General features: G+C 64.4%; 21 protein-coding genes. 9 read left to right on the forward strand and 12 right to left on the reverse strand.

The window, feature by feature from the left end; all coding sequences use genetic code 11:
* The first annotated feature begins 90 nt into the window (after positions 1–90).
* Positions 91–984 carry a LysR family transcriptional regulator gene (locus CK221_RS15520; RefSeq protein ID WP_245430653.1) on the forward strand — a complete coding sequence of 298 codons (894 nt, stop codon included), beginning with the start codon at positions 91–93 and terminating at the stop codon, positions 982–984.
* A 52-nt stretch (positions 985–1,036) separates the two neighbouring features.
* Here CK221_RS15520 and CK221_RS15525 read toward each other — a convergent pair whose 3' ends face one another.
* The gene (locus CK221_RS15525; protein WP_066997130.1) at positions 1,037–1,618 is read right to left on the reverse strand and encodes a TetR/AcrR family transcriptional regulator; all 582 of its coding nucleotides are present in this window, start codon (positions 1,616–1,618) and stop codon (positions 1,037–1,039) included.
* 140 nt (positions 1,619–1,758) lie between these two features.
* On the opposite strand from CK221_RS15525, the gene CK221_RS15530 reads away from it, so the two are divergent.
* A complete protein-coding gene (locus CK221_RS15530; protein ID WP_095778328.1) occupies positions 1,759–2,616 on the forward strand; it encodes a crotonase/enoyl-CoA hydratase family protein in 858 nt (285 codons plus the stop codon).
* Here CK221_RS15530 and CK221_RS15535 read toward each other — a convergent pair.
* The 5 genes from CK221_RS15535 to CK221_RS15555 all read right to left on the reverse strand — a co-directional run bounded on the left by CK221_RS15535 (position 2,613) and on the right by CK221_RS15555 (position 6,952).
* Complete coding sequence (locus CK221_RS15535) at positions 2,613–2,927, reverse strand: cupredoxin family copper-binding protein (RefSeq protein WP_095778329.1); 315 nt, start codon at positions 2,925–2,927, stop codon at positions 2,613–2,615. The genes CK221_RS15530 and CK221_RS15535 overlap by 4 nt on opposite strands.
* Positions 2,924–3,448: a DUF4142 domain-containing protein gene (locus CK221_RS15540; protein ID WP_095778399.1), complete on the reverse strand. Its 525-nt coding sequence runs from the start codon at positions 3,446–3,448 to the stop codon at positions 2,924–2,926. The genes CK221_RS15535 and CK221_RS15540 overlap by 4 nt, the downstream gene beginning before the upstream one ends.
* Positions 3,449–3,674: 226 nt before the next feature.
* On the reverse strand, positions 3,675–4,370 hold the full coding sequence (locus CK221_RS15545) for an RNA polymerase sigma factor (protein WP_095778400.1): 696 nt from the start codon (positions 4,368–4,370) through the stop codon (positions 3,675–3,677).
* 94 nt (positions 4,371–4,464) lie between these two features.
* Positions 4,465–5,550 carry an HPP family protein gene (locus tag CK221_RS15550; RefSeq protein ID WP_095778330.1) on the reverse strand — a complete coding sequence of 362 codons (1,086 nt, stop codon included), beginning with the start codon at positions 5,548–5,550 and terminating at the stop codon, positions 4,465–4,467.
* A gap of 232 nt (positions 5,551–5,782) precedes the next feature.
* Positions 5,783–6,952, reverse strand: coding sequence for a cystathionine beta-lyase (locus tag CK221_RS15555; RefSeq protein WP_095778331.1), 1,170 nt, complete (start codon positions 6,950–6,952; stop codon positions 5,783–5,785).
* A gap of 579 nt (positions 6,953–7,531) precedes the next feature.
* Here CK221_RS15555 and CK221_RS15560 point away from each other — a divergent pair.
* The 5 genes from CK221_RS15560 to CK221_RS15580 all read left to right on the forward strand — a co-directional run bounded on the left by CK221_RS15560 (position 7,532) and on the right by CK221_RS15580 (position 12,714).
* Positions 7,532–8,560, forward strand: a complete 1,029-nt coding sequence (locus tag CK221_RS15560; RefSeq protein WP_095778332.1) for an amino acid ABC transporter substrate-binding protein — start codon at positions 7,532–7,534, stop codon at positions 8,558–8,560.
* Positions 8,561–8,622: 62 nt separating this feature from the next.
* Entirely contained in the window at positions 8,623–9,810 is a 1,188-nt protein-coding gene (locus tag CK221_RS15565; RefSeq protein WP_095778333.1) for an amino acid ABC transporter permease, read from the forward strand.
* A gap of 4 nt (positions 9,811–9,814) precedes the next feature.
* Positions 9,815–10,972, forward strand: a complete 1,158-nt coding sequence (locus tag CK221_RS15570) for an amino acid ABC transporter permease (RefSeq protein WP_066997152.1) — start codon at positions 9,815–9,817, stop codon at positions 10,970–10,972.
* 15 nt (positions 10,973–10,987) lie between these two features.
* Positions 10,988–11,791, forward strand: coding sequence for an amino acid ABC transporter ATP-binding protein (locus CK221_RS15575; RefSeq protein WP_066997155.1), 804 nt, complete (start codon positions 10,988–10,990; stop codon positions 11,789–11,791).
* 257 nt (positions 11,792–12,048) lie between these two features.
* The gene (locus CK221_RS15580) at positions 12,049–12,714 is read left to right on the forward strand and encodes a TIGR02117 family protein (RefSeq protein WP_143749054.1); all 666 of its coding nucleotides are present in this window, start codon (positions 12,049–12,051) and stop codon (positions 12,712–12,714) included.
* Between the two features lie 244 nt (positions 12,715–12,958).
* Here CK221_RS15580 and CK221_RS15585 read toward each other — a convergent pair whose 3' ends face one another.
* A complete protein-coding gene (locus CK221_RS15585) occupies positions 12,959–14,194 on the reverse strand; it encodes an FAD-dependent monooxygenase (RefSeq protein WP_095778334.1) in 1,236 nt (411 codons plus the stop codon).
* A gap of 26 nt (positions 14,195–14,220) precedes the next feature.
* Positions 14,221–14,466 carry a zinc-finger domain-containing protein gene (locus CK221_RS15590; RefSeq protein ID WP_066997164.1) on the reverse strand — a complete coding sequence of 82 codons (246 nt, stop codon included), beginning with the start codon at positions 14,464–14,466 and terminating at the stop codon, positions 14,221–14,223.
* Positions 14,467–14,706: 240 nt separating this feature from the next.
* Between CK221_RS15590 and CK221_RS15595 the strand changes: the two genes are divergently transcribed.
* On the forward strand, positions 14,707–16,902 hold the full coding sequence (locus CK221_RS15595) for an RNA degradosome polyphosphate kinase (protein ID WP_095778335.1): 2,196 nt from the start codon (positions 14,707–14,709) through the stop codon (positions 16,900–16,902).
* Entirely contained in the window at positions 16,899–18,434 is a 1,536-nt protein-coding gene (gene ppx, locus CK221_RS15600; protein ID WP_095778336.1) for an exopolyphosphatase, read from the forward strand. The genes CK221_RS15595 and ppx overlap by 4 nt, the downstream gene beginning before the upstream one ends.
* A 4-nt stretch (positions 18,435–18,438) precedes the next feature.
* Here ppx and CK221_RS15605 read toward each other — a convergent pair whose 3' ends face one another.
* From CK221_RS15605 to CK221_RS15620, 4 genes are all read right to left on the reverse strand, one after another.
* Positions 18,439–18,861, reverse strand: coding sequence for a DoxX family protein (locus CK221_RS15605; protein WP_095778337.1), 423 nt, complete (start codon positions 18,859–18,861; stop codon positions 18,439–18,441).
* Positions 18,862–18,992: 131 nt separating this feature from the next.
* Positions 18,993–19,415, reverse strand: a complete 423-nt coding sequence (locus CK221_RS15610) for a DoxX family protein (RefSeq protein WP_095778338.1) — start codon at positions 19,413–19,415, stop codon at positions 18,993–18,995.
* A gap of 293 nt (positions 19,416–19,708) precedes the next feature.
* On the reverse strand, positions 19,709–21,106 hold the full coding sequence (gene fumC, locus CK221_RS15615) for a class II fumarate hydratase (RefSeq protein ID WP_095778339.1): 1,398 nt from the start codon (positions 21,104–21,106) through the stop codon (positions 19,709–19,711).
* Between the two features lie 134 nt (positions 21,107–21,240).
* On the reverse strand, positions 21,241–21,723 hold the full coding sequence (locus CK221_RS15620) for a cupin domain-containing protein (RefSeq protein WP_095778340.1): 483 nt from the start codon (positions 21,721–21,723) through the stop codon (positions 21,241–21,243).
* Positions 21,724–21,774: the final 51 nt, after the last annotated feature.

Raw genomic sequence — 21,774 nt, forward strand, 5'->3', positions numbered from 1 at the left:
CTGGAGGCGAGCGCAGGCGGTCGCCGTTCTTTCGCTCGAAGCATTGCCGCGCCGTCATGGCAGGCGGCGCGGCATTTGGGAAAGCTGCAGATGGCCGTCAATCCGCCGCGACCGCGCATGCCGCCGCTCAACGCCCTCAGGGCCTTCGAGGCGGCGGCACGCCATGAAAGCTTCGCCAAGGCGGCGGACGAACTCGGCGTGACCCCCGCCGCCGTCTCGCATCAGGTGAAGGCGCTGGAGGCTTGGCTAGGCTCTCCGCTCTTCGTGCGCCACGCGCAAGGCCTGCACCTCACCGATGCTGGGCGTTCGGCGCTACCCTCGTTTTCCACCGCTTTCGACGCCCTGGGGCTCGCCGTGCAGGAATTGCGCATCTCGGCGCCCCGGCCGCAGGTCAGCGTTGCGGCATTGCCTTCGATCGCGCAGCTCTGGCTGGCGCCGCGGCTGCCGGCCCTACGCGCGGCGCATCCGGCGCTGCGCCCCTCCATTCATGCGCTGGAAGAGCCGCCGGACTTCCGGCGCGAGCCTTTCGACCTCGCTATTTTCCTCACCAGATCGGGCGCCGGCCGATCCTTCAAGCTCTGCGACGACGTCATCTTTCCTGTCTGCGCGCCGGCGTTGGCCAGACAATTGAAGACGCCGGCCGAACTTTCCTCGCAGTTCCTGCTCTGGGACACCACCTGGACGGAGGATTGGAGCCTTTGGTTCGAAGTCGCCGGCGTGAAAGGCCCGTCGATCGAAACGGGTTCCGAATTCTCGCTCTACAGCATGGCTGTGCAGGCCGCCGTCGACGGCACCGGCGTTTTGATGGGGCATGAGGCGCTGGTGTCGCGCGCTCTTGCCGCCGGCTCGCTGGTGGCGCCTTTTCCCGAATTGCGCGTGCCGACCGGCCGCGCTCTCTCGATTCTCGCACCGGACCGTCCGCCCGCGCCCGCCGCCACCATGATCGACTGGCTGTTGGCAGAGGAGGTGGCAGCGCGCGGCTGAGGCCGCCGGACTCGCCCGTCGCGGTCCACGGGGTCAAGACGCCAGGCGAGGTCTACGCCGCTGCCATTCGCGCCCGCACCAGCGTCGCGGCGGCGTGGCCGGCGGCCGTGATGTAGTCGGGATTGTGGTGGATCAGCATGCTGGAAAAGGCGCCGTCCATCAGAAGCACGATCTCGCGCGCCAGCATCTTCGGCTCGCGCACGCCATGGCTAGAAAGCTCGCCCGCCAGCCATTTCTCGAAATTGCTCTTATGGCGCGAGCCCGCCTTCACCGCCGGATGGCCGGGCATCGCGGCGAGCTCGGCGGCCGTGCGCAGGAAGCCGCAGCCCTTCCATTTGACGTGCCGCGCCACGCGCGCCAGATGGGTGAAGATCGCCGCGACCTTCTTGTCCGCGCCGCCTTGCGCCGCCTCGAACCAGCCGGCCATCTGCTTGAGGTTCGGCTGGTCGCGGCTGTCGAGATAGGCCGTGATCAGCTCGTCCTTGCTCTTGAAGTGGTAGTAGAGCGTGCGCTTGGTCAGCCCCGCCTTTTCCGCCACGGCATCGACGCTGACCCGGCCGATGCCTTCGGCATAGAAGAGTTTTGCAGCCGCGTCGACGAGGCGTTTCCTGGTTGGATTGGGCTTCTCGGTCATCCGTCAAGTATACCGACTAGTGAATATACAAACAAGCCGGAAGCTGATCCCTTGCAGCCGTTCCACAGAGCAATTCCAGGAAACTGCGCAGCGGTTTCCGTTCGGAATTGCGGAGAAAACGAACGGCTAAGGAGAACACTATGACCGAGCCCGTGCTTTGCGACATCCGCGACCGCATCGCGGTGCTGACGCTCAACCGCCCCGAAAAGCTCAATGCCCTGAATTACGACCTTATCGACCGCCTGCTGGCGATCCTCGACAGGATAGAGACCGACGATGCCGTGCGTGCCGTGATCCTCACCGGGGCAGGGGAGCGCGCCTTCTCGGCCGGCGGCGACATCCACGAATTCGCGTTGAGCGTGGCCGAAGGCACGGATGTCGCGCTGCGCGATTTCGTCATGCGCGGCCAGCGGCTGACGGCGCGGCTGGAAGCGTTCCGCAAGCCGGTCATCGCCGCCGTCAACGGCCTTGCCTTCGGCGGTGGCTGCGAGATCACCGAGGCGGTGCCGCTGGCGGTCGCCAGCGACCGCGCCCTGTTCGCCAAGCCCGAAATAAAGCTCGCCATGCCGCCGACCTTCGGCGGCACGCAGCGCCTGCCGAGGCTTGCCGGGCGCAAACGCGCGCTCGAACTGCTGCTTACCGGCGAGCCTTTCTCGCCCGCGCGGGCGCTGGAACTCGGGCTGGTCAACAAAGTCGTGCCGCATGAGGAGCTGATGCCGGCCGCGCTCGATCTTGCGAACCGCATCATCCGCCATTCGCAGGCGGCGGTGGCTGGCATTCTCACCGCGGTGGCGCGCGGCATCAACCTTAGCATCGCCGAGGGCCTGCTGGTCGAGGCCGAGCAGTTCGCCCGCATGGCCCCGACCGCCGACCTCGGCGAAGGGCTCAGCGCCTGGATCGAGCGGCGCCAGCCCATCTATGACGGCTCATGGACGCACGTCACCCAGCTGAGCGAGGCACGGCTCGCCTCGCTTCGGCTCGACCCCGCGGCGGATTAGGGCGCCGCGTTGAGGCGACCCTTCATGTTGGGGTGGAAGCGGCAGAAATAGTCGACCGCTCCCGCTTGCTTGAGGGTGATCCGGCCTTTCGATTTCGGCGGGATCATCACCTCCCAGCCGCCCTTCACCGTCGCGGTGTGGGCGATGACGTCCTTGTTCACCCACTCGATCGTGTCGCCCACCTTGGCCTCGACGCTCGCCGGCGAGTAGACCAGCCTGTCGATCGTCACCTCGATGGTGGCGGCGAGCGCCGGCGAAGCGACAAGCGCCAGCGCCAGCGAGCCGAGCAGCGATAACGCGCCCGCCCTCATTTCAGCGTGCCGGCGACATGCTCGGCATGCTGCTCATGTCCCTGGAAGATTTTCAGCCCGGTCTCGAGCAGGCTCTTCAGCTCGGCATTGCTGGCCGAAGGAATGAGCAGGGTTTCGAGCGCGCCGTTGACCTGCTTGTGATAGGCGACCTCGTTCTCGATATAGGCCTTGTCGAAGGCAGTGCCCTCGAGCTTCGCCAGCTTGGCGCGCTCTTCCTTCGCCGCTTTGGTCAGCGCCTGGCTGGTGGCGTTGTCTTCCGGCTTCACCTTCAGCTTCTTCACCAGGTCGAGAGCCTGCTTGTTCACCGCCTCGTGGTCGCGCTCCATATCCTTGGCAAAGTCGACGACCTCCTTGGTTTTCGACTTCTGGATCGCCAGCTTCGCCGCCTCGATGTCGAGCACGCCGGCTGTATAGGCGATATGGGCGATCTGCGGGTCGGTCGGCTTCTCGGCGGCCTCAGCCAGCGGCGCTGCGCTGAGGAGGAGGAAGGCTGCGAGGGCTGCGGTCGGTCGGATAAACATGGCATCTCCTTCGCCCGGCACAGAGGCACCGGGCTCCATTCTGGGTTGACGGCCATTGGATGCGGGAGAGGGCGAAACGTTCCCGGGAAAAGTCGCGGGACACATACTCATCACTTCGTCATCTTAGGGTCTGCGCGCGTCGCTTTGCTCCTGCTACGCCCAGGATGACGAGGCGATGGCGGCGATGCCTATCCTCAACGCGGGCTTCGCAAAATCTGAACGCGCCTCAGGCCTCGAACCCCAGCCTCTTCATCACCGCCTGCGTGAGCCGTTCGCAGCGCCGGCCGGCGAAAGGAAAAGCGTCGAGCAGCACCGGGCCGATCTCGTCGTCCAGCGCCTTGCGCACCAAGGCACGCGCCCGGTGCAGCCTTGTCTTCACCGTTTCCGGCCTGATGCCGAGCAGGTCGGCGGTTTCCTCGATGCTCAACCCCTCGATGACGCGGGCGACGAAGACCGTGCGATAGACATCGGGAAGGCTGTCGGTCGCCCGCTCGACAAGCCCGAGGATCTGCCGCTGCGCCATTGTCCGCTCCGGATCGTCGCCAGGGTTCAGGTCATTTGAATTCAACGGAAACCGGATGATCTGCGCGTCAGGGTTTTCAGGCATTGCCACGATGCGTTTTCTCTTGCGCAGCCGGCCGAGCGCCTCGTTGATGACGATGCGCGACAGCCAGGTCGAGAGCGAGGCATCGCCGCGGAAGCTGTCGAGGCTGGCGAAGGCGCGCATATAGGCTTCCTGCACGATGTCCTCGGCCTCGGCGTCGTTGCGCACCACGCCGCGCGCGATGCGGTAGAGCCGCTGGTTGTGCGTCTTGATGATCAAGCGAAAGGCGCCCGGGTCCCGTGCCAGGGCCCGGTGCACCAACGTCATCTCGCCGGCCTCCGCCGCCGAAACCGCGGCGGCCTGACTTGCTGATTTCATCATCGCGCCCCGATCTCCCAACAGGCGTTGCATCCGGGCAATTGGACGCGCCTGCCGGCAAAAGGTTCCCGGATTTTCCCGATCCGGTCGCGCGCTATGCTACAGCTTTCAGCGGCGGCCTGTCTGCAGCCTGCGCGCGGGCGGCGGCGGCAAGCAGATCGGTCTGGGTGATGAGTCCGATAATATGCCGTCCGGCGTCGACGATCACCACCGCATGGCTGCGCCCGTCGGTCAGCAGCGGCAGCAGGCTCATCGCCGGCGTCTCGGGCGAGGCCGTGCCGGCCTTCGACATCACGCCCTTCACGGTGTCGGTCGCTTGCGTCAGTTCGCGCAGGCCGACGGCGCCGACCAGCCTCGCCTCGGCGTCGACCACCGGCAGGGTGCGGATATTGTGGTCGAGAAGCTGCTTGCGCGCCTCGTCGGCGGTGGCGTTCTCCGACATCGAGATCACGTCGCGGGACATGATGTCCCGGCAGAGCAGCGTCCGATGCGCGCGCACCATCGCCTGCAGCTCGACCTGGCGCAGCAGCCTTTCGATGTCGTCACGGTCGATGTCGAAGGTCTCGTCGAGTGCCGCCAGGGCGGCATCGACATCCTCGGGCCGGAAGCCGACGCGCTCCGCCGGCGGCCGGTCGGCTGTGCCGTGGCTGTTGGCGGCAGGCTGAGGCACATGCGGATAGTTGCGCCGCGACAGCTTGTGGAACAGGAAACCGAGCGTCACCAATATGATCGAGTTCAGCGCTACCGGCACGAAGGGAAACAGGAAGCCGGCGCTGATCACGGCCGGCCCGCCAAGCACGCCGGTGAGGGCTGCTGCACCGCCCGGCGGATGCAGCGAGCGCGTGAAAGACATGGCTGCGATCGCCAGCGCCACCGCCAGCCCGGAGGCGATCACCGGGTTGTGCACGAAATGCGCCACCGTCACGCCGACCAGCGCGGAGATCGTGTTGCCGCCGATGATCGACCAGGGCTGCGCCAGCGGGCTCGACGGCACGGCAAAGAGCAGCACGGCGGACGCGCCCATCGGCGCCACCAGCATCGCCACATGCGGTCCGTTGCCCATGGCGAGCCCGCTGATCACGCCGGTCAGCGCGATGCCGATGGTCGCGCCGATGCAGGCAAGCAGCCGCTCGCGCAGCGTCGCGCCGGCAAGGATCGGAACGAAGAGGCGGAACGCCATGGCAGCCCCAGGTCGATGGCTTGAACTGTCGAATGGTGGAATTTGCGCTGCCCGCAATGCCGCCGAAGCCACGGATTTGGAAGCCAAACCAATCCGTATATTCGCGGCTGGAGAGAATATTATTGCAGCGCGGATCGCCTGCGAGATGCCGCCAGCGGCCTCGGCTTTCTCAATCGCGCCAAGGTCTTAGGCCGTCCGCGGATTCAGTTTGGCAACGGCTCTAGCCCGTCGCTCAGGCCTCGACCGCGGCGGCGAGGCCGCGCTGGATGTCGGCCTTGAGGTCCTCGACGTCTTCGAGCCCGATCTGCAGGCGGATCAGCGGCCCGGCATAGGAGCCCTTGGCGATGGTGCGGTCGCCGAGGAAAACCGGCACCGCAAGGCTCTCATAGCCGCCCCAGGAGTAGCCGAGGCCGAAGATGGTCAGCGCGTCGAGGAAGGCGTGCTGCGCCTTCTGTCCGCCGCCATTCAGAACGATCGAAAAGACGCCGCTCGAGCCGCAGAAATCGCGCTTCCAGAGCGCATGGTCGGGATGGCTCGGCAGCGCCGGATGCAGCACCTGCGCCACGCTCGGCTGCTCCTCCAGCCAGCGCGCGATTTCGAGCGCGCTCTTCTGGTGCTGCTCCAGCCTCACCCCCATGGTGCGCAGGCCGCGCAGCGTCTGATAGATGTCGTCCGGGCCCGAACAGCAGCCCAGCGTGCAGAACCCTTCATAGAGCTGCTTCCAGCAAGCCTCATTGGCCGAGACCAGGCCGAGCAGCACGTCCGAATGGCCGGCCGGGTATTTGGTTGCCGCATGGATCGAGATGTCGACGCCGTGGTCGAGCGGCTTGAAGTAGATCGGCGTCGCCCAGGTGTTGTCCATCATGACGATGGCATTTGCCGCATGCGCCGCCTTGGCGATCGCCGGAATGTCCTGCACCTCATAGGTGTTCGATCCCGGCGACTCGGTGAACACCACCTTGGTGTTGGGCTTGATCAGCGATGCAATTCCGGCGCCGATGCGCGGATCGTAATATTCGACTTCGATGCCGAGTCGCTTCAGCATGGTATCGGCGAAATTCCGCGTCGGGTGATAGACCGAATCGACGATCAAAACATGGTCGCCGGCCGAGACGAAGGTGAGTAGGGGAATCGTCACCGCGGCCAGTCCCGACGGCACGGCGATCGTGCCGGTCGAGCCTTCCAGCGCATCGACGGCGAGCGTGAGCGCATCCATCGTCGGTGTGCCGCGCGTGCCGTAGGTGTATTTCTGGCTTCGCGAGGCCATCGAGGCGGCGTCGGGGTAAAGCACCGTCGAGGCATGCACGACCGGCGGATTGACGAAGCCGAAATAGTCGCGCGGGTTGTTGCCGGAATGGGCAAGCCGCGTGTTGATGCCGATGTTGCTGCCGTCTGTCGCCATAGTTCGTCGCTCGTCGCCCATAGTTCGTCGCTCGTCGCAGTGTGTCAGGGGCTCAGCCATAGAGCGGTGGAACTGGTCGCGCAACCGCTGCGAACCCGCCAAGCGATGGTGTTTGGCTGGGCCAAATGAGAGGTCGCCGGCTCATCTTTCGTGCCCTTTGCAGGCCTCCGGCGACGGTGCGCCAGAGGCAGCCCGGCGCGCCTTTCTTCGCTACGAATCACGCCAGTCCTTCCATTGCCGCCAACAAGTAGTAAGAGGCGGGAGTTCAGGTAATGGCCAAAATTTCGATGGCGCCGGACTTGCCGGTCCCGGCTGCAGCTCTTGACCAATTTGCGAGCGCTTTTGGCTGCAATTCGGTGATTTGCGGCAATCGGTTTTCAAACGTGTCGCAATTCGGTCATTTCCCTTGACCTCACAGGAATAATCGCCTTCGATGCGTTTCGTGAATGGGAGGCAGTGCATCGGCGAAACGATGCGGGTCCGGGAGCGGGCCTAAGTGGGAGCTGCATTCACAAACGAAAAAAGATCAAGCGTCGCCTGCAATTAGGGGCGCCTGTAACAGAAAAGGGTCTGTGGGTCATGAAACACATTGCATTGGGCATGCTTGGCGCCACCGCGCTCGGGCTCATGGCGTCCGCCGCTTCGGCCGGCACGCTCGACACCGTCAAGCAGAAGGGCTTCATCCAGTGCGGCGTCTCGACCGGCCTCGCCGGCTTCTCGGCGCCGGACGACAAGGGCGACTGGAAGGGCATCGATGCGGATTTCTGCCGCGCCGTCGCGGCCGCCGTCTTCGGTGACGGCTCCAAGGTCAAGTTCACGCCGCTCAGCGCCAAGGAGCGTTTCACCGCCCTCCAGTCGGGCGAGATCGATATCCTCTCGCGCAACACCACCTGGACGAGCAACCGCGACAGCGCGCTCGGCCTCGATTTTGTCGGCGTCACCTATTATGACGGCCAGGGCTTCATGATCAACGCCAAGAAGCTGCCAGGTGTGAACTCCGCGCTGCAGCTTTCGGGCGCCGCGGTCTGCGTGCAGAGCGGCACCACCACGGAGCTCAACCTCGCCGACTACTTCAAGAAGAACAAGATGGAGTACAACCCCGTCGTGTTCGAGAAGCTGGAAGAGGTCAACGCCGCCTATGATTCCGGTCGCTGCGACGCCTACACCACCGACCAGTCCGGCCTCTACGGCATCCGCCTGACGCTCTCCTCGCCCGCCGACCACGTCGTGCTGCCCGAGATCATCTCCAAGGAACCGCTCGGCCCGGCTGTGCGCCAGGGCGACGATCAATGGGCCCACATCGCGCGGTGGACGTATTTCGCGCTGCTCAATGCCGAGGAAGCCGGCATCACGCAGGCCAATGTCGAGGAGATGAAGTCGTCGACCGATCCGAACATCCAGCGCCTCCTTGGCACTGAGCCCGATGGCAAATACGGCGCCGATCTCGGCCTCTCCAACGACTGGGTTGTCAACATCATCAAGGCGGTCGGCAACTACGGTGAAATGTTTGAGCGCAATGTCGGCTCGGGTAGCCCGCTCAAGATCGCGCGCGGCATCAACGCTCTGTGGACGAAGGGCGGCCTGCAATATGGTCCGCCGGTTCGCTGATTGAAATGTGATCCGGGAGGCAGGTCGTCTGCCTCCCGGTTTCTCTTTTCAGGGGATCGTCTATGGCTTCGCAGGAAATCCTTCGGCAGGAGCCGGGTCGCGGCTCCTTCATCAATGACCCGAAAATACGCGCCCTGTTCTTTCAGACGCTGGTCGTAATTCTTCTGTTCGTTTCGATCTGGTGGATCGTCAACAACGTCATCGAGAACCTCCAGCGCCTTCATATCGCTTCAGGCTTCCAGTTCCTCAGGAACAGGGCCGGTTTCGATATCTCCGACACGCCGATTGCCTATACGTCGGACGCAACCTATGGCCGTGCGCTCATCGTCGGCTTGCTCAACACAATCATCGTTGCCGCCGCCGGCATTGTCCTGGCCACCATAGTCGGCTTCATCATTGGCATCGGCCGGCTATCGCAAAATTGGCTGATCCGTAAGATCTGCACGGTCTATGTCGAGATCTTCCGCAATATCCCGCCGCTGCTGGTCATCTTCTTCTGGTATTCGGGCGTGCTCGCGGTGCTGCCGCCGCCGCGCGAGAGCTATCACCTGCCGTTCGGCTCCTTCCTCAACCAGCGCGGCTTCTATTTTCCGCGCGGTGTCTGGGGCGACGGCTCCTGGCTGGTTCTGGTCGCTTTCGTCGTGGCGCTCGCCATGGCGTGGTTTGTCGCGCACCGGGCGCGCCAGCGGCAGATGGCCACCGGCCAGCAATTTCCGGTGTTCTGGACCTCGGTCGCCCTGATCGTCGGCCTGCCCGTGCTCGCCTTCCTGCTCGCCGGCATGCCGCTTACCTTCGACTTCCCGAAGCAGTCGACCTTCAATCTGACAGGCGGATTTCAGATCAAGCCTGAGTTCCTGTCGCTCCTGCTGGCGCTTTCCTTCTACACGGCCGCCTTCATCGCCGAGATCGTGCGCGCCGGCATCAAGGGCGTGAGCAAAGGCCAGAGCGAAGCGGCGGCTGCACTCGGCCTGCGTTCCGGCCCGATCCTGCGCCTGGTGGTGATCCCGCAGGCGATGCGCATCGTCATCCCGCCGCTCACCAGCCAGTATCTGAACCTGACCAAGAACTCGTCGCTGGCGATCGCCATCGGCTACCCCGATCTCACCGCCACCGCCGGCACGGTGCTCAACCAGACCGGCCAGGCGGTCGAGGGCGTGTTTCTCATGATGATCGCCTATCTGGTGCTGAGCCTCGTCACCTCTGCAGTGATGAACGTGGTCAACGCCAGGATGGCGCTGGTGGAGAGGTAGAGCCATGCAGGAACACGACATGTCCTGGGTGCGCACCGAGATGACGCTGGCGCAGCCGGCGCCTCCTGGCGAGCGCGGCGCCTATGCCTGGGTGCGCAAGAACCTGACCGCCTCGGTTGGCGACACTATCCTGACCATCCTCGGCATCGCCATAGTCGCCTGGATCCTGCCGCAGGTCATCAACTGGGCCTTCATAAACGCAGTGTGGACCGGGCCGGACCGCACGGTCTGCGCCACCGTCTCGCAAGGCGGTATCCAGCCCGACGGCTGGACCGGCGCCTGCTGGGCTTTCGTCAACGCCAAGTTCGGCCAGTTCATGTTCGGCACCTATCACATCGAAGAACGCTGGCGGCCTATCCTGGTCGCCATCCTGTTCGTGGTGTTGCTGGTGCCTATGCTGATCCCGCGCGTGCCGCGCAAGGGGCTGAACGCCATCCTGCTCTTCCTCGTGCTGCCGGTCGTCGCCCACTTCCTTTTGGTCGGCGGCGTGTTCGGCCTGCCGCATGTCGAGACCTCGCGCTGGGGTGGGCTGCTGGTGACGCTCAGCCTCTCCTTCGTTGGTATGGCCGTGTCGCTGCCCTTGGGCATCGCTTTGGCGCTCGGCCGTCGCTCCCAGATGCCGATCGTCAAATGGCTGTGCGTCGTCTTCATCGAGACGGTGCGCGGCATTCCGCTGATCACCGTGCTGTTCTTCGCCAGCGTCATGCTGCCGCTTTTCCTTCCCGAGGGCGTCACCTTCGACAAGTACCTCAGGGCGCTGATCGGCGTGTCGCTGTTTGCCGCCGCCTATATGGCGGAAGTGGTACGCGGCGGCCTGCAGGCGATCCCGAAGGGCCAGTATGAGGGCGCCGATTCGCTCGGCCTCGGCTATTGGCAGAAGATGGGCTTGATCGTGCTGCCGCAGGCGCTGAAGCTGGTCATTCCCGGCATCGTCAACACCTTCATCGGCATGTTCAAGGACACCAGCCTGGTGCTCATCATCTCGATGTTCGACCTGCTCGGCGTGGTGAAGCAGAATTTCTCCGATCCCAACTGGGCGACGCCGCAGACCCCGAAGTCCGGCCTGATCTTCGCCGCCTTCGTGTTCTGGCTGTTCTGCTTCGGCATGTCGCGCTATTCAATGTACACCGAGCGCCGGCTGGACACCGGCTACAAACGATAAAAAGGGGAATTGGCCATGGCCACCGAAAACGCCGTCAGCGCGGAAGACCTCAAGGTCGACGCCAAGAAGATGCACATCTCGACGACAGATGTCGCCATCGACATCGTCGGCATGCACAAATGGTATGGCGAGTTCCATGTGCTGAAGGACATCAACCTCAAGGTGATGCGTGGCGAGCGCATCGTCATCTGCGGTCCGTCCGGCTCCGGCAAGTCGACCATGATCCGCTGCATCAACCGCCTGGAAGAGCACCAGAAGGGCAAGATCATCGTCGACGGCAAGGAACTCACCAACGATCTGAAGAAGATCGACGAGGTGCGCCGCGAGGTCGGCATGGTGTTCCAGCACTTCAATCTGTTCCCGCATCTGACAATCCTGGAGAACTGCACGCTGGCGCCGATCTGGGTGCGCAAGACGCCGAAGAAGCAGGCCGAGGAAATCGCCATGCATTTCCTGAAGCGCGTCAAGATCCCGGAGCAGGCCAACAAATATCCTGGACAGCTCTCCGGCGGCCAGCAGCAGCGCGTGGCGATCGCCCGCTCGCTCTGCATGAACCCGCGCATCATGCTGTTCGACGAGCCGACCTCGGCGCTCGACCCGGAAATGATCAAGGAAGTGCTGGAGACGATGGTTGGCCTTGCCGAAGAAGGCATGACCATGCTGTGCGTCACCCACGAGATGGGCTTTGCCCGCAAGGTCGCCAACCGGGTGATCTTCATGGATCAGGGCCAGATCGTCGAGCAGAACACGCCGGCCGAGTTCTTCGATAATCCGCGCCATGAGCGGACGAAACTGTTCTTGTCGCAGATCCTGCACTGAGGCGGCGGCCGGTAACAGGGTGCTCGAAGCGCCTCTCCGCTTCGTCATTCTAGGGCGGAGCAAGGAGTGAAGCGACGGCGCAGACCCTAGAATCCATCCCGTGACATCGGGGCTTCGCTGCGGTTCAGAATTCTGCGCCGTTGCGCCCTACGGCAAAGATCCCGGCATGGATCCTCGGGTCAAGCCCGAGGATGACGAAGTTACGAACGGCTTCGGCCAGTCTCGCGGCGGCAAATGCGACAGACCTACCGCGCCTGATGCGAAAATTCCTGCGATACCTTGCGACATTAGTGGCGGCGGCGCTTCTAGCCGCGGCGATCGGAACATTGGTGCCGCACCCGCTCTGGCCGGCAGCGAGAGCCGCAGGCGAGAGCACCCGGCACATACTGGTTCTGAAGAACGCGATCCATACCGACATTGCGATACCGCTGGATGATGATGTACGCCGGCGCTTCCGTTTTCTCGTCGAGGCCGGCCAGCCTGCCGATGCGCCGGCCGCGCGCTATTTCGTCTTCGGCTGGGGCGGCCGCGCCTTCTATCTGGAGACGCCAAACTGGTCCGAACTGAAGGCCGCGCCTGTCTTGAAGGCGCTGACGCTCGATACCTCGGTCATGCATGTCGACGTCGCCGGCGCAATTGAAGAGCCGCATCCCAATGTCGCCGGCTTCGACATCGACGAGGCGCATTTCTCCGCGCTGCTTGATTACATTCAGGCGAGTTTCCAACAGGGGTCGAACGGGCCGATGGTTATCGACAATGCTGGCTATTCTAGCTTCGATCCCTTTTACGAGGCCAATGGCAATTTCAACGCGCTGATCGGCTGCAACACCTGGACGGCGGCGGCACTGCGCACCGCCGGCCTGCGCACCGGCTGGTGGAATCCGTTGCCGGTGTCGCTGGGGGTGGTCGTTGAGGTTGTATGATTGAGGTGGCGCTCCGCGAACTGGCAAATATCGCGTTCCTTCGCGCCCCCTCTGTCCTGCCGGACATCTCCCCACGAGGTGGGAGATTGGCAGTTGGAGCGCCGGCTCTCATCCTGCAACGTTGACCATTGGCGAAGGCAGCGGTGACAGCTGATCTCCCCCCAAAGTGGGGGAGATGTCCGGCAGGACAGGGGGGGCGCTGTCCCGCCGGCCAATCCAATTTCGTCGGCCGCCCGCTACGCCCCTACCGCCTCACCACCTTCCGCTCCTCCCAGCCATAGAGCCAGTCGAGATCCGCCGCGAGTTTCTCCGCCGGCCGCGTCGCCAACACCAGGTTGCGCGCGATCGCAACCGGGCCCCATGCGTGCCAGGCCAGGCGGTTGAGCGCGCCGCGTCTGATCACCTTCTCGATGCGCGAGCGCCTGCGATTTTCCCATGTGGAGAGGTTCTGCCGCCGATCGCCGGGGAAGCCGGCGACCAGATCGGCGAGCGTCGCGGCATCCTCGATCGCCATCGCCGCGCCCTGCGCCGCGAACGGGGTCATGGCGTGCGCCGCGTCTCCGATCAGGGCTACGCCCTGCGGCATCGTCCAGCGCGTCTGCTCGACGGTGTGGATCGGAAACGCCGTCCATGGCCCGGCGAGCGCGACAAGCCTTGCCAGCGCGGGCGATGTGCCGCGCATGGCGCTGGCGAGAATGGCGGGATCGGCATGGCCGGACCAGCCTTCGGCGATGCGCTCGCCCTTGGTGAAAGCGGCGAGGTTGAAGTCGCTGCCTTTGCTCACCGGATAGGCGACCATATGGAAGCCGGGATGGAGGAAGGCGGTGATGCAGTCGCCGGCGGCGATCGCCGCAAAAGCCTGGCCGGCGGCGCTTGTCGCTGCGACCGTTGCGCGCCAGGCCAGCTCGCCCGAGAAGCGGTTCTTCCCGAAGGCCGGCTCTCGACCCGCAAGCAGCCTGCGAACCGACGACCAGACGCCGTCGGCGCCGATCAGCAGGCTGCCGGCGGCCTCGATGCTGCCGCCATCCGTTTCGGCGGCGACGGCGATGTCTTGCGGGTGAACAGCGACGTCCGTTACCCGCGCGCCGGTGACGAGTTGGATTTCAGGATGCTCTGCCATCCGCGCCGTCAGCGCCGTCTGCAGGTCGGCGCGGTGTGCCACCAGATAGGGCGCGCCCCAGCGCTCTTCGCCGGCCTGGCCGAGCGGCACGCGCGCCAGTTCGCGCAAGGTGGCAGCGTCCTTCAGCACCACCGCTTCCGGGCGGATCGCGTTCAGCCGCAACCGGTCGAGCGCACCGAGCCGGCTGAGGATACGGGTTGCGTTGGGAGAAAGCTGGATGCCGGCGCCCACCGCTTCGAGCTGGCCGGCCTGTTCCAGCACCGTGACGGCATGGCCGTGTTCGGCAAAGGCAAGAGCTGCCGTCAGTCCGGCGATTCCGGCCCCGGCGATGACGACCTGCCGGGACCGCGCCTCCTCCATGGTCTAGCGGTCACCCAGATCCGCGATCAGGCGGCCTGGTCGATATAGAGGCAGCCGGCAGGCTCGGTTTCCGTCGCCTTCAGCTTCGGCGAATAGCGGTAGAGCGTCGAGCAGTAAGGGCAGACCTTTTCATTGTCGTCGCCCATGTCGAGGAATACATGCGGGTGGTCGAAAGGCGGGTTGGCGCCGGTGCACATGAATTCCTTGACGCCGATATCGATCGCCGGATGGCCCGCGTCGTTCTGGAAATGGGGAATGGTACCGCCTGCCATCGTCGTCTCCTTCAGTTCGGCCCGTTTGCATCTGGATCATAACCGGCCGGTTTGCAAGATCGATGAAATGAAACTGTCGCAAAAGGCTGGCAGAGGATAAGTTGAGCCGATTAAGCGCATGAGGCCGGAAACGAAGCGATTCCGTGACATCATGCGTCATAAAGGCATGTTAGAGCGTGCATAGCGCGTCCGGCGGCGTATGGCGCTCAAAGAACGACGTTGTGGGCAAGAGCAGGAACCATGAACGAACTAAAGCCGGTGCAGAGCGAGTTCATCACCGTCGAGGCGGCGAGCCCGGACGGCGGCAATCCAGACCGTTTCGTCAACCGCGAGTTTTCCTGGCTGCAGTTCAACCGCCGGGTGCTCGAGGAATCGCTGAACGAGCATCACCCGCTGCTCGAGCGCGTCCGCTTCCTGTCGATCTCGGCCGCAAATCTCGACGAGTTCTTCATGGTGCGCGTCGCCGGCCTCGCCGGTCAGGTGCGCGAGGGCATCGCGTTGAAGAGCCCGGACGGCCGCACGCCCGAGCAGCAGTTGGAGCAATTGCTGCGCGAGGTCGAGCGCCTGCAGGAAGACCAGCAGAAGAGCCTGTCGGCTCTGATGGAGCTGCTCAACAAGGAAGGCATCGAAAGCATCCCCCGCGACGGCCTGACCAAGGACGAGAAGGCGTGGCTGGAGGAGCATTTCCAGGATCAGGTTTTCCCGGTGCTGACGCCGCTGTCGATCGACCCGGCGCACCCGTTCCCGTTCATCCCCAATCTCGGTTTCTCGATGGCGCTGCAGCTGCGCCACCGCAAGAACGGCGAAGAGATGAGCGCGCTCTTGCGCTTGCCGGTGGCGCTGCGGCGTTTCATCCGTCTGCCCGACCGCAAGCATCATGTCCGCTTCATCCCGCTGGAAGAAGCGGTCGGCCTCTATATCGGCAAGCTCTTCCCTGGATACGAGGTCAAGGGCTCGGGCACGTTCCGCATCATTCGCGACAGCGATATCGAGGTGGAGGAGGAATCGGAAGACCTCGTTCGCCTGTTCGAGACGGCGCTGAAGCGCCGCCGCCGCGGCTCCGTCATCCGCATCGAATTCGACACGCTGATGCCGGCCGAGTTGCGCGACTTCGTCGCCGGCGAGCTCGGAGTATCGTCGAGCCGCATCAGCGTGCTCACCGGGCCGCTGGCGCTCAACCAGATCTCCGAGATCGTCGCCATCCCGCGCGACGACCTCAAATTCACGCCCTACAACCCGCGCTTTCCCGAGCGCATCCGCGAGCATGGCGGCGACTGCCTGGCCGCCATCCGCGAGAAGGACATCATCGTCCACCACCCCTACGAATCCTTCGACGTCGTGGTGCAGTTCCTGCGTCAGGCGGCGGCCGATCCGGAAGTCGTCGCGATCAAGCAGACCCTCTACCGCACATCGAACGACAGCCCGATCGTGCGGGCGTTGATCGACGCGGCGGAGGCCGGCAAGTCGGTGACGGCGCTCGTCGAGCTCAAGGCGCGCTTCGATGAAGAGGCCAATATCCGCTGGGCGCGCGACCTCGAGCGCGCCGGCGTCCAGGTCGTGTTCGGCTTCCTGGAGTTGAAGACCCACGCCAAGATGTCGCTGGTGGTCCGCCGCGAGGACGGCCGGCTGCGCAACTACGTGCATCTCGGCACCGGCAACTACCATCCGGTCACCGCCCGCATCTACACCGACCTGTCCTTCTTCACCACCGACCCGACGATCGCGCGCGATGTCGCGCAGATCTTCAACTTCATCACCGGCTACGCCGAGCCTGCCGAGGAGATGCGTCTTGCGGTGTCGCCGTTCACGCTGCGCGACCGCATCCTCAGGCACATCGCCGAGGAGATCGCCCATGCGCTCGAGGGCAGGCCGGCCCGTATCTGGATGAAGATGAACGCGCTCGTCGATCCGACCGTCATCGACGCTCTCTATGACGCCAGCCGCGCCGGCGTCGAGATCGATCTCGTCGTGCGCGGCATCTGCTGCCTGAGGCCGCAGGTGCCGGGTCTTTCCGAGAACATCAGGGTGAAGTCGATTGTCGGCCGCTTCCTCGAGCACAGCCGCATCTACTGCTTCGGCAACGGCCACGGTCTGCCGTCCGACGAAGCGATCGTCTACATCTCCTCGGCCGATATCATGCCGCGCAATCTCGACCGCCGCGTCGAGACCCTGGTGCCGATCACCAATCCGACTGTGCATGAACAGGTGCTTGGCCAGATCATGCTCGGCAACATCATGGACAATCAGCAAAGTTTCGACGTATTGGCTGATGGCACCTCCCGGCGCGCTGCGCTCGAGGAGGGCGAGGAACCGTTCAACGCGCAGGAATATTTCATGACCAATCCGAGTCTTTCCGGACGGGGTGACGCGCTGAAATCGCATGCGCCCAGGCGCATTGCCCAGTTTAAGCGCCGCAAGAAGAACGCCGCCGCGTGATTTCAGTCTCCCAGGGCCGGCTCCAGGACCGGCGGCCGCTGTCGATCATCGACATCGGATCGAACTCGATCCGCCTCGTCGTCTATGAAGGGCTGGCGCGCTCGCCGACGATGCTGTTCAACGAAAAGATGCTGGCCGGCCTCGGCCGCGGCATCGTTTCGACGGGCAAGCTCGATCCCGAGGCGGTGACGCGCTCGATGGAGGAGTTCCGCCGTTTTCGCGCGCTTTCGGATCAAGCCGGCGCCGAGCACATCTATGTGCTGGCGACTGCGGCCGCGCGCGAGGCGGTCAACGGCCCGGACTTCATCCACCGCGCCGAGGATGTGCTGAAGACCGAGATCCGAGTGCTCTCCGGCCGCCAGGAAGCGCATTATTCGGCGCTTGGCATCATTTCCGGCTTCTATCCGGCCAACGGCATCGCCGGCGACCTTGGCGGCGGCAGCCTGGAACTCGTCGACATCAATGGTGAGGCGATCGGCGACGGTATCACGCTGCCGCTCGGCGGCCTGCGCCTGCAGGACATGGCGAAGAACTCTCTCGTCCAGGCGCAGAAGATCGCGCGCCAGGAACTGGCGCGGGCGAAGCTTTTGAAGGGTGGGCAGGGCAGGGTGTTCTACGCCGTCGGCGGAACCTGGCGAAACCTCGCCCGGCTCCATATGGAGATGACCAACTACCCGCTCGGCGTCATGCATCATTACGAGATCGCCGCCGACAGCGCCCTGAACTTCCTTAGGCAGGTGGCCAAGGGCGAGGTCGAAAAGGTCAAGGGCATCGAAGGCGTCTCCAAGAACCGCCGCTCGCTGCTGCCTTACGGTGCGGTCGTGCTGCAGGAAATCATGGCGGCAATGGAGCCCTCGAAGGTCGTCGTCTCGGCGCAGGGCGTGCGCGAAGGCTTCCTCTATTCGCTGCTCGACGCCGCCGAGCAGAAGGCCGATCCGCTGATCTCCGCGGCGGAGGAACTGGCGCTGCTGCGCTCGCGCTCGGTCCATCACGCGCATGACCTCGTCGAATGGACGGACAAGGCTTTCAAGGCCTTCGGCATCGACGAGACGGTGGATGAGGCGCGCTACCGCCACGCCGCCTGCCTACTTGCCGATATCGGCTGGCGGGCGCATCCCGAATATCGCGGCCGGCAGTCGCTCAACATTATCGCGCATGCGTCCTTTATCGGCGTCGACCATCCTGGCCGCGCCTATCTGGCCCTGACCAACGCCTATCGCCATGACGGCATCTTCAACGATGCGATCGCGCCCGAGATCAAGACCCTGGCGCCGCCGCGCATGCTCGAGCGCGCCCGCGCGCTGGCGGCGATGATGCGCGTCGTCTACCTGCTGACGGCGGCGATGCCCGGGGTCATGCCGCGGCTGAAATGGGAAAGCCGCGGCAACGGTGCGCTTGCGCTGGTGCTGCCGGCGTCGCTTGCCGACCTCTATGGCGAACGACCTGCCGGGCGGCTGGCGCAACTGGCGCGCATCACCAACCGCCGGCTGGTGCTGGCGGTCGAAGGCGGGCCAAGCATTTCCGTCAAGTGACGGCTCAGGTGATCTCGGCACCGACGCCGAAAGGGCGTCCGTCGGCCGACCATGCGCCGGCGCCGGCCATGGCGAGCGCCAGGAAGCCCCCGGCAATGGCAATGTCCTTCATCAGCATCTGCCGGTGCATGAAGGCTAGGGTCGCATCCTCGCCGCCCTGGCCGAAATGGCCGATGAAGCCGGCCACGATAGTGAAGGCGGCAAGCAGCAGCGCCGCGATCCGCGTCTGAAAACCGACAAGGATCAAAAGTCCGGCGATCAGCTCGAACAGGCCGGTGCCCCAGGCCGCCAGGGTCGGTAGCGGCAGGCCGAGGCCGGTGAAATAATTGATCGTGCCGGATATATTGGTCAGCACCTGGAAGCCCGAGGGCACGAACAGCGCGGCAAGCAGGAGCCGCGAGGCGAGAAGCAACGCGTTGCGGTTCATGGCCCACCTCCCTTGCCGGTACCTGGGAATGCACCGGCTCTCGGTGCAGTGTACGCCTGCACTCGAGAAAACGAAAAAGCGGCGCGGAAAATTCCGCGCCGCCAAAGTTTCAGCTTGGGAGGGGAAGGAGATCAGCCGCGCTTGGCGTCGATCGAATAGGCGCCGGCGCCGGAGGAGGCGAGCAGGATAAAGCCGCCGGTGATGGCGAGGTTCTTGAGAAACTGGATCATCTGCATCTGGTCGGCCCAGCCGGTGTGAGCAACCAGGCCGGTGGCGATCGTGAAGATGGCGAGCACCCAGGCGGCGATCCGCGTCTGGAACCCGACAAAAATGGCAAGGCCGCCGAGCAGCTCGATGAGGCCGACCACGACGGCCGTCACGGTCGGAAGCGGCAGGCCGAGGGCGCCGAAATAGCCGGCGGTGCCGGAAATGGCGGTAAGCTTGCCGAAGCCGGAAAGCAGGAAGATTACGGCGAGCAGGATACGGCCGAGCAGGATGGTGGTGGCACTGTTGGACGCGATGCTGGTACCGGCGGCGGAAGTGTTGATGGACATTGGCGAGTCTCCGAATCGTGTTGAATGCCCAGTCAGATAGACGACGAAGACTGTTCACCAAAGCCGCCGATGCGGCGACACATTGTTCACAGGCAGTATGTTTCGGTGACCGGCGGACGCGCGCGAAAATCGTGTCGGCGGATTGGGATTAACGAGTAAATTGTGCCCCCGCAAAATAGCCAAACTATCGGTTGGGGGTTGCAGTCGCAGACCTCGGGGACTAGCCGAAACGCCCGATCGGGTCGTCTTCGCCCTGGAACGACAACCCCTTTGGCCTGTCCGCGCCGCGAGAACTACCCCGGATGCGTCATGTCCTCGGGCCGCACCAGCCGGTCGTAGTCGGCCTCGCTGACCAGCCCGGTGGCCAAGGCTTCCTCGCGCAGCGTGGTGCCGTTCTTGTGCGCGGTCTTGGCGATCTTGGCGGCGTTGTCGTAGCCGATGGTGGGGGCGAGCGCCGTCACCAGCATCAGCGAGCGCTCCAGCGCCGCCTTGATGTTGTCTTCCCGCGCCTCGATGCCGACGACGCAATTGTCGGTGAAGGAGACGGAAGCGTCGGCAAGCAGCTGCACCGACTGCAGGAAATTATAGGCCATCAGCGGGTTGTAGACGTTGAGCTCGAAATGGCCCTGGCTGCCGGCGAAGGTTAGCGCGGCATTGTTGCCGAACACCTGCACGCAGACCTGCGTCAGCGCCTCGCACTGCGTCGGGTTGACCTTGCCCGGCATGATCGACGAGCCCGGCTCGTTCTCCGGCAGCGACAGCTCGCCGAGGCCCGAGCGCGGGCCTGAACCGAGCAGGCGGATGTCGTTGGCGATCTTGAAGAGCGCGGCGGCCGCCGCGTTGATCGCGCCGTGCGAGAACACCATGGAATCGTGTGCTGCGAGCGCCTCGAACTTGTTCGGCGCCGTCACGAAGGCGATGCCGGTGATGGCAGCGATCCGGTCCGCCACCTTTTCCGCAAAGCCAACCGGCGCGTTGAGCCCGGTGCCGACCGCGGTGCCGCCCTGCGCCAGTTCCTGCAGGCCGGGCAGCGTCTGCTCGATGCGCTTGATCGACGACGCCACCTGCGCGGCGTAGCCGGAGAATTCCTGGCCGAGCGTAAGGGGTGTGGCGTCCTGCGTGTGGGTGCGGCCGATCTTGATGATGTGGTTGAAGGCGCGGGCTTTGGCGTCGAGCGCCTTGTGCAGATGGTGTAGCGCCGGGATCAGGTGATGCGCGACCCGCTCGGCGCAGGCGACATGCATGGCCGTCGGATAGGTGTCGTTCGACGACTGGCTCATATTGACGTGGTCATTCGGGTGCACGGGCTTCTTCGAGCCCATCACGCCGCCGAGCATCTCGATGGCCCGGTTGGAGATCACTTCATTGGCATTCATGTTGGACTGCGTGCCCGAACCGGTCTGCCAGACCACGAGCGGGAAATGGTCGTCGAGCTTGCCGTCGATCACTTCCTGCGCGGCGTCCACGATTGCCTTGCCGATGGCTGGATCCAGCCGTTTCATCTCCATGTTCACTTCGGCCGCGGCGCGCTTGACGATGCCCAGTGCGCGCACGATCGAGGCCGGCTGCCTTTCCCAACCGATCTTGAAATTGCCGAGCGAACGCTGCGCCTGCGCGCCCCAGTAGCGGTCGGCCGCGACCTCGATGGGACCGAATGTATCGGTTTCGGTTCTGGTCTTCTCAGCGCCCACGGGAAATCTCCGATCTGTCGATTTGCGCAAGGGCGTATCGCGTTGCACAAAAGCCTTCAAGCGGAGATTGCGGGCGAGGAAGATGCAAATCGGTTGAAGGGGGGCTGCCGATCTCCCCCTCCTTGTGGGCGAGATTAGCCCTCCATCGGCGGTCCAACGATGTCGATGCCGTTCTCGGCGCAGAGTCTCGTCAGCGTCGCCATCATCTCAGGCGTCGGCGCCCCCGGCTGCGGCAGGTCCGGCCGTTCGGCGGGGCGGCTCGCCAGGCGCACCATCGTCTCGAAATCCGAGCCGCGCGTGACGGTGAGCGCATGCGCGCCTTGCGGAGATTCGACCCTGTATGTATGCGGCAGGCCTTTCGGCGCGATGACGGTTTCGCCCGCGCCCACGACCCGCTCATGGCCGTTGATCTGGAAACGCATTTGTCCTTCGAGGATGTGAAATACCTCGTCTTCGTTGCGGTGCATATGCAGCGGCGGGGAATCGCCATAGGGCAGGCGATGCTCGATGACGCAGATGCCGTCCTCTCCGTCGGCCGAAGAGACCTGGATGGCGACGAGCGTGTTGTTGAACCAAAGGAGTTCCTTGCCTGCGATGGTCCGGTTGATCATTGTCATGGTGTCTTTGCCTTGTGTTGGGCCGGCGAAGCGGCGTCGACGGCGAACTAA

Origin of the sequence: Mesorhizobium sp. WSM3868 (assembly GCF_002294785.1) — a bacterium.
GTDB lineage: Bacteria > Pseudomonadota > Alphaproteobacteria > Rhizobiales > Rhizobiaceae > Mesorhizobium.

What these genes read in the sequence shown, in the direction of transcription:
- CK221_RS15520 (WP_245430653.1), top strand. Translation starts at nt 91, where the DNA reads ATGGCCGTCAATCCGCCGCGACCGCGCATGCCGCCGCTCAACGCCCTC.
- CK221_RS15525 (WP_066997130.1), bottom strand. Translation starts at nt 1,618, where the DNA reads ATGACCGAGAAGCCCAATCCAACCAGGAAACGCCTCGTCGACGCGGCT.
- CK221_RS15530 (WP_095778328.1), top strand. Translation starts at nt 1,759, where the DNA reads ATGACCGAGCCCGTGCTTTGCGACATCCGCGACCGCATCGCGGTGCTG.
- CK221_RS15535 (WP_095778329.1), bottom strand. Translation starts at nt 2,927, where the DNA reads ATGAGGGCGGGCGCGTTATCGCTGCTCGGCTCGCTGGCGCTGGCGCTT.
- CK221_RS15540 (WP_095778399.1), bottom strand. Translation starts at nt 3,448, where the DNA reads ATGTTTATCCGACCGACCGCAGCCCTCGCAGCCTTCCTCCTCCTCAGC.
- CK221_RS15545 (WP_095778400.1), bottom strand. Translation starts at nt 4,370, where the DNA reads ATGAAATCAGCAAGTCAGGCCGCCGCGGTTTCGGCGGCGGAGGCCGGC.
- CK221_RS15550 (WP_095778330.1), bottom strand. Translation starts at nt 5,550, where the DNA reads ATGGCGTTCCGCCTCTTCGTTCCGATCCTTGCCGGCGCGACGCTGCGC.
- CK221_RS15555 (WP_095778331.1), bottom strand. Translation starts at nt 6,952, where the DNA reads ATGGCGACAGACGGCAGCAACATCGGCATCAACACGCGGCTTGCCCAT.
- CK221_RS15560 (WP_095778332.1), top strand. Translation starts at nt 7,532, where the DNA reads ATGAAACACATTGCATTGGGCATGCTTGGCGCCACCGCGCTCGGGCTC.
- CK221_RS15565 (WP_095778333.1), top strand. Translation starts at nt 8,623, where the DNA reads ATGGCTTCGCAGGAAATCCTTCGGCAGGAGCCGGGTCGCGGCTCCTTC.
- CK221_RS15570 (WP_066997152.1), top strand. Translation starts at nt 9,815, where the DNA reads ATGCAGGAACACGACATGTCCTGGGTGCGCACCGAGATGACGCTGGCG.
- CK221_RS15575 (WP_066997155.1), top strand. Translation starts at nt 10,988, where the DNA reads ATGGCCACCGAAAACGCCGTCAGCGCGGAAGACCTCAAGGTCGACGCC.
- CK221_RS15580 (WP_143749054.1), top strand. Translation starts at nt 12,049, where the DNA reads ATGCGAAAATTCCTGCGATACCTTGCGACATTAGTGGCGGCGGCGCTT.
- CK221_RS15585 (WP_095778334.1), bottom strand. Translation starts at nt 14,194, where the DNA reads ATGGAGGAGGCGCGGTCCCGGCAGGTCGTCATCGCCGGGGCCGGAATC.
- CK221_RS15590 (WP_066997164.1), bottom strand. Translation starts at nt 14,466, where the DNA reads ATGGCAGGCGGTACCATTCCCCATTTCCAGAACGACGCGGGCCATCCG.
- CK221_RS15595 (WP_095778335.1), top strand. Translation starts at nt 14,707, where the DNA reads ATGAACGAACTAAAGCCGGTGCAGAGCGAGTTCATCACCGTCGAGGCG.
- CK221_RS15605 (WP_095778337.1), bottom strand. Translation starts at nt 18,861, where the DNA reads ATGAACCGCAACGCGTTGCTTCTCGCCTCGCGGCTCCTGCTTGCCGCG.
- CK221_RS15610 (WP_095778338.1), bottom strand. Translation starts at nt 19,415, where the DNA reads ATGTCCATCAACACTTCCGCCGCCGGTACCAGCATCGCGTCCAACAGT.
- CK221_RS15620 (WP_095778340.1), bottom strand. Translation starts at nt 21,723, where the DNA reads ATGACAATGATCAACCGGACCATCGCAGGCAAGGAACTCCTTTGGTTC.